This window comes from Candidatus Desulfatibia sp., assembly GCF_036446775.1.
Lineage (GTDB): Bacteria > Desulfobacterota > Desulfobacteria > Desulfobacterales > UBA11574 > Desulfatibia_A.
The window spans coordinates 1-5,656 of sequence record NZ_JAZFTO010000344.1 but is presented as its reverse complement, the minus strand read 5'-3'; the positions used below and the strand labels follow the sequence as shown (position 1 = coordinate 5,656).

Genomic DNA, 5,656 nt, shown 5'->3' with positions numbered 1-5,656 from the left:
AGAGATTTCAACATCTTTCAAAAAAAACAAATATTCCCTAAAAGAAAAGGGATATAGGAAACGCAGCAAGATTCTTCGAGAAAGGTCATAGGCAGATTCAAATAGCGACAATGATACGGAACTTGTAAACACTATCCGAATATCAATAAAATCATATATCTTTTTTAAATCTTTTGCATATGTTTTACAGAAATGAATTTCATCTAATAATAGGGTTTTTATCTTATACTGATCCACAAGAATACCGGATAATTGATAGAGATTAAATCCTTCAAGGGTGTCGACAGAGACATAAAACGAATCCGGCTGCGAGATGGTCAACTGTTTGAGCAATACAGTTTTACCCACCCCTCGTGGTCCCACAATGCCGATGAAGTGTTTGCCCAGTTCCGATTTGATTTCGCTGAAAAGGTATCTTGTTCGCGGAAACTTTTTGCCTTCTTCCCTCGCTTTTTCGTTTAACTCAAGGATATCTGCAATATTCATTTCGATTCCCCTTTAGAACAGCGCATTTTAGACATCTTTTTAACAGAAAGCATATCATTTTGTCAAATAAAAGTATAAAATGGTATGCATTTTGTCAAATAATTGTCCGAAGAGAAGAACAGGTTTCCTTTCAACTCCTAAATAGTATCCATCCACGAATCCAAAATGAAGATTTAAAAGAAAAATTATATCGCACCAATAGAAGAGATACAGGATTTCAAGAAAGGCAAAAAATATGCTTTAATTTTAGTATGATCCAGGCCTTTTTCGTTTTGTTTGCGATCAATTGAGGTGTTAATCTATCAACTTGACTCCATGGATTGCCGTATCAGGCAATTTCTCAAGGCATGGGTACATTCGGATATATTTAACATTAACGAATGGAATCGTGTACATTGTTCCTTCAACTTCCAATATGAGTTGATTTTCATTCAAAGCTTTTTTAAGCATTGTACCAATTTTGCTGGGTTCATCGATTTGCTTGGGAAAATCAAATTTTAAGTCCGTGCCGTCAGGGTGATTGCTGCAACCAATCATAATCTGGAGCAGGAAATGCGCAAAGGAAGATTCCGGCGAGACCTTTATTACCGGTTGAGTGTCTTTCCCATTACCGTACCACCGTTGCGGGAAAGACGGGAAGATATTCCTATGTTGGTCTGGTCTTTTGTCAGAGAGTTCGGAGAGAGTATGGGCAAATCCATTGAAGTCATTTCTAAAAAAGACATGGCTATGCTAAAAAGCTATTCCTGGCCCGGCAATGTACGGGAACTGAAGAACATCATCGAACGTGCGATGATTTTAAGTACCGGCGCGACCCTTCATTTGGATCAGATGGGTTCTGAAGATGTAGAAACCATTCAATCAATAACACTTAAAGGGGTCGAAAAAAGTCACATTTTGGAGATACTGGAAAACACCGGCTGGAAAATCAGCGGCAGAAATGGTGCTGCTGAAGTTCTGGGGCTCAAAGAGTCTACCCTGCGTGCGAGAATGAATAAACTTGGCATTAAGAGGCAAAAATAAACGAATCAAACTTGTGAGAAAACCGGGCTAAGCTCATAAGCACCGTATGCCCCGGTAAGGAACAGTCATTTTCAGGCGTCTTTGTCTGGGAGTTTCTCTACCATTTTTCCGTTTTCATAAATAATGATGCCATGTCCGAAGCGTCGAGCTCGTTCACGGGCCTTTAACGCGGCACGCCTAATGGCCGTTTCGGCAAGCCTTATGTCAGGATCATCCAATTTTTTGGGTGCGCTATTCGTTTGTGTATCAGTCATGTCTTTCTCCTTCATCGATAAAAATAGGCCACTCTCCTGCGTTGTCAATAAGAACCCATTCATCCACAATCGCTTTGTACAATGTTTCAAAATTGCTTAATCCGGAATGATAGCGACGACGAACCACATCTTCCGGCACATTGTGCCCCCCCTCCTTTACACGCTGCTTCACACGGGCAATGGCGAATTCTGGATTAGGAAGTCTTAAAAAATACAGCTTAACCTTATATCCTTCCTTCTGCCATTCCGGGATATGTCTGGCATAATTCTTTCCGCTCAAGGTTGTTTCAAAAGAAAAGCTCTCACCTTTTTCCACATACTGCTTCATCATTTCAAGCATCATCTTTGCTGCTTGAATAGAACTTGCATCTGGGCGAAAAGGATTGATGCCAGCTGCAATCAGATCCGCATTGATGAAATTGGGGCACTCGGCTTCCCTGGGCAGGAACTCAGTGGCAAATGTTGTTTTTCCTGCCCCATTCGGTCCGGCAATAATTAAAATCTTCTTATGTCTAACCATACTCTCTGTTTTTTTCATTTCCTCATTTTCAATAAAATATTTACCCGCGTCAAGTCCAATGCCATCAACTCAAGAGCGTGTTCCTCTGCCTAAACCCACTTTATACAAGATTCCTAAAGGAAATCAACACATTTTGAGGTTTGGAATTGTGACGGTGAAGGCGATAGCAAAAATACCACCAATGAGAGGGGTATTCTCAATGGTCCCCTTGCCTGTGATTTTATGCTTATCAAAGGTCTGAGCGCGGCTGTGATCTATCGGAGATAACACAGGTTGAAAGGTTATGGTTTAGGTGAATTTTAAACAAGTTTTGAGATAAAATAAATCGCAATATATTGCGAGATTAGCAATATATTGCGAAAAGGAGGCGACGCTTTTTAATTTTCACAAAGCTTGTATTAGAAAAAAATAGTTTATTATCAGCGGCTTGGAGAGTACTCCCGGCCGCTTTTTTATTGTGGCATGTATTTTGCCATAATGTTTCTTATTCGTCGCCAGGCAGTACAAACAAGAACCGGTTTAAAATGGATTAAAGTGAAAGGTAATGGGTATGGTTATTTTTACATTGCACCTCGAGGTTGCACCGAGTGAGAGATTAAGTGTCCTGAAAACAATTCATGCCATTATCGGCCCCACCTCTGTTCGAAAGGGGTGTCTTCATTGCGGGCTCTATAGCAACTCCCAAAATGATGATGAGTTGATTTTGCTTCAGAAATGGAAGTCACAGCAGGACCTGGAGAGACATGTCCGTTCCGATGACTTTCGAAAGATACTGACGGTTATGGAGGCCGCGAAAAAGAAGCCCGAAATCAGTTTTACAACCGTCACTTCAAAGGCAGGGTTGGAACTGGTGGAAAAGATCCGTTCAGGATGATCCGGCAAGACATAGGAATATTAAGAGGGCGATGGTGCCTTCTTTACCATTAATTTGAACCGGAAGTTTTAGGTAGATTAAAAAAGATAGGAGAAACAACTATGAAACACCCAAAAGAAGAAAATCGCTCGGGAATGGACCGGCGCACTTTTTTAAAGAGTGCGAGTATAGGCGCTTTGTCGTTAGGCCTGGGCACCACTGCATCCGTTTCAGGTCTTTTTACAGGAACAGGCGTGGCTGCTCAGCCGAACAAGAGGCCAAATATTCTCCTTATCGTAGCCGACGACATGGGCTACTCGGATCTGGGAAGTTACGGGGGTGAAATCAACACCCCGGTATTGGACAATCTGGCCAAGCAGGGCGTCCGCTACACCAACTTCTACGTGTCTCCAACGTGCTCGCCCACCCGCTCCATGCTGCTCACCGGAACGGACACCCACGTTGCCGGCCTGGGTAACATGGGCGAGCTGACGGCCCCGAACCAGATGGGAAAACCAGGATACGAGGGCGTACTCAACAAGCGTGTGGTCACGGTCGCCTCGCTGTTGCGCGACAACGGCTATCACACCTACATGGCCGGGAAATGGCATCTGGGTTTGAAGCCGGACCAAATCCCGCACGCCCGCGGTTTCGAGCGTGATTTTTCGTTGCTTGTGGGCGGAGGGAGCCACTTCGACGACCAGTGGAACGTTGAGTGGCAGATACCCAAGGCCCCGTACACAGAAGACGGGCGCCCGGTTGAGAAACTGCCCAAGGATTTCTACTCCACCAAGAACTACACCGACAAGACCATCCAGTTCATTGAAGAGGGTCGCGGGGACGGCAAGCCCTTCTTTGCCTACATGGCATTTACGGCCCCCCACGGCCCGCTGCAAGTGCCGGATGACTGGTTGCGCCGCTATAGGAATCGCTATGACGAAGGATGGGATGAGATTCGCAGGCAGCGCCTGGCGCGCATGCAGGAAATGGGCATCGTGGACAAAGGCGTCAATACCGCTGACCGCCTGTGGTTCCTGCCGAGGTCCTCGATGCTCGCGCCTGGGGCACGCATGATTCAGGGGCGCAAGATGGAACTTTACGCCGCCATGGTTGAATACATGGACGACCAGATCGGGCGGGTATTCGATTATCTCAAAGAGATCGGCGAGTACGACAACACCGTCGTTATCTTCATCTCCGACAACGGGGCTGAAGGAAACGACTTAAGAGCAATGGTGGCAGGTCGACCCGGGAGCATGGGTTATATGCATGCAGCCAACAATTTTGCCGAAAATGGGCACAATTCCATTGGCCGCAAGGGCACGTACGCCGAGTACGGGCCGGCATGGGCGCAGGTATCCATGGTGCCCTTCCGGCTTTATAAAGGATTCCTCGCAGAAGGCGGTATACGCTCACCGCTGATTGTCAGCGGTCCCGGCGTGCAGGGTGCCGGTGGATTAAATAAAGAGGCCGTGCTGCATGTCATGGACATTACTCCAACCATACTGGAGCTGGCCGGCGTCCGGCATCCTGCTACCTACAAGGGTCGTGAAGTGGCCCCTGTGCAGGGCAAGTCGTGGGTGGGGATGCTTGATGGCAGCACTCGATCACCCCGTACCTCAGATGACTGGCTGGGCTGGGAGATATTCGGTAACCGGGCGATTCGACAGGGGGACTGGAAGATTAGCTGGCATTATAAACCTTACGGTTCTTGGGACTGGCAGTTATTCAACCTTGCCAATGATCCTGGCGAGCAGTACGACCTGTCTGTCAAGTTCCCTGAGAAAAAGCAGGCGCTTATCACCCTGTGGGATGAGTATGTAGAAATGAACGGGGTGATCATTGGAGCAAGGTCGCCCTTTGAAGGAGCGAGAAAAGCGCTTCCCGATGCGGTGCCGGAGTTTGATAACTACCCGCCTGTCCGTGGTATGGAAGCGATTCCCCATAAAAAACTTATGGAACTTCGAAAAAGTCAATAGGGAGGTATATATATGAAAACAGAAAAGAGACCTATCAGGTTACCGGCCTTTCTTGCTATCCTGTCCATTTTTTTATTGTTTAACGGACCGGCCCTTGCCGTAGACGACGGCGCACGTGCCTACTGGAAGGGGCGGGACGGCACTCAGGGGGTGTCCTTCCAGTACCTGCGCCTGGATCTCCAAACCTCCGACAGCCAACAATTCGCCCCGGGCCAATACATTTATGCGAACGCCGACACCGAGGCCAGTATCTTTGTCGCTAACTATGTTCGCCACATAACGCTGTTCAATCGACCGTCATCGCTTTCCTTTGCAGTCGCCGGGGAGCGATGTTGATGTCGATGTCAACACCAAAGCACAGGCGCAGTTTGTACCGCCTGGTATTGCAGTAGGCACCGCGTTCAGCCAGTCCAGCTCCGGATACGCTGACCCCAGCGTGCAGCTGGTTGTCAATCTTTTTGGCACCCCGCCGCTTAAGACCAACTTTGACCTGATAGATTACGAACCGACCTGGAACCTTGATACTGCGGTGATGCTGGCA

At 47.1% G+C, this 5,656-nt stretch carries 8 protein-coding genes; 3 read left to right on the top strand and 5 right to left on the bottom strand.

The window, feature by feature from the left end; genetic code table 11:
* On the bottom strand, positions 1-486 hold a 486-nt coding region (locus V3S16_RS15955; RefSeq protein ID WP_413886717.1), incomplete at its 3' end, for an ATP-binding protein.
* Between the two features lie 552 nt (positions 487-1,038).
* On the opposite strand from V3S16_RS15955, the gene V3S16_RS15950 reads away from it, so the two are divergent.
* Complete coding sequence (locus V3S16_RS15950; protein WP_413886715.1) at positions 1,039-1,509, top strand: sigma-54-dependent Fis family transcriptional regulator; 471 nt, start codon at positions 1,039-1,041, stop codon at positions 1,507-1,509.
* Positions 1,510-1,580: 71 nt separating this feature from the next.
* Here V3S16_RS15950 and V3S16_RS15945 read toward each other — a convergent pair whose 3' ends face one another.
* Entirely contained in the window at positions 1,581-1,763 is a 183-nt protein-coding gene (locus V3S16_RS15945) for a hypothetical protein (protein WP_413886713.1), read from the bottom strand.
* A complete protein-coding gene (locus V3S16_RS15940) occupies positions 1,756-2,301 on the bottom strand; it encodes a zeta toxin family protein (protein ID WP_413886711.1) in 546 nt (181 codons plus the stop codon). The genes V3S16_RS15945 and V3S16_RS15940 overlap by 8 nt, the downstream gene beginning before the upstream one ends.
* A gap of 532 nt (positions 2,302-2,833) precedes the next feature.
* Here V3S16_RS15940 and V3S16_RS15935 point away from each other — a divergent pair.
* A complete protein-coding gene (locus tag V3S16_RS15935; RefSeq protein WP_413886709.1) occupies positions 2,834-3,157 on the top strand; it encodes a putative quinol monooxygenase in 324 nt (107 codons plus the stop codon).
* Positions 3,158-3,258: 101 nt separating this feature from the next.
* On the top strand, positions 3,259-5,115 hold the full coding sequence (locus tag V3S16_RS15930) for an arylsulfatase (RefSeq protein ID WP_413886707.1): 1,857 nt from the start codon (positions 3,259-3,261) through the stop codon (positions 5,113-5,115).
* A 72-nt stretch (positions 5,116-5,187) separates the two neighbouring features.
* Here V3S16_RS15930 and V3S16_RS15925 read toward each other — a convergent pair whose 3' ends face one another.
* Both V3S16_RS15925 and V3S16_RS15920 read right to left on the bottom strand, forming a co-directional pair.
* Entirely contained in the window at positions 5,188-5,391 is a 204-nt protein-coding gene (locus V3S16_RS15925; RefSeq protein WP_413886705.1) for a hypothetical protein, read from the bottom strand.
* A 10-nt stretch (positions 5,392-5,401) separates the two neighbouring features.
* On the bottom strand, positions 5,402-5,656 hold a 255-nt coding region (locus tag V3S16_RS15920; RefSeq protein ID WP_413886703.1), incomplete at its 5' end, for a hypothetical protein.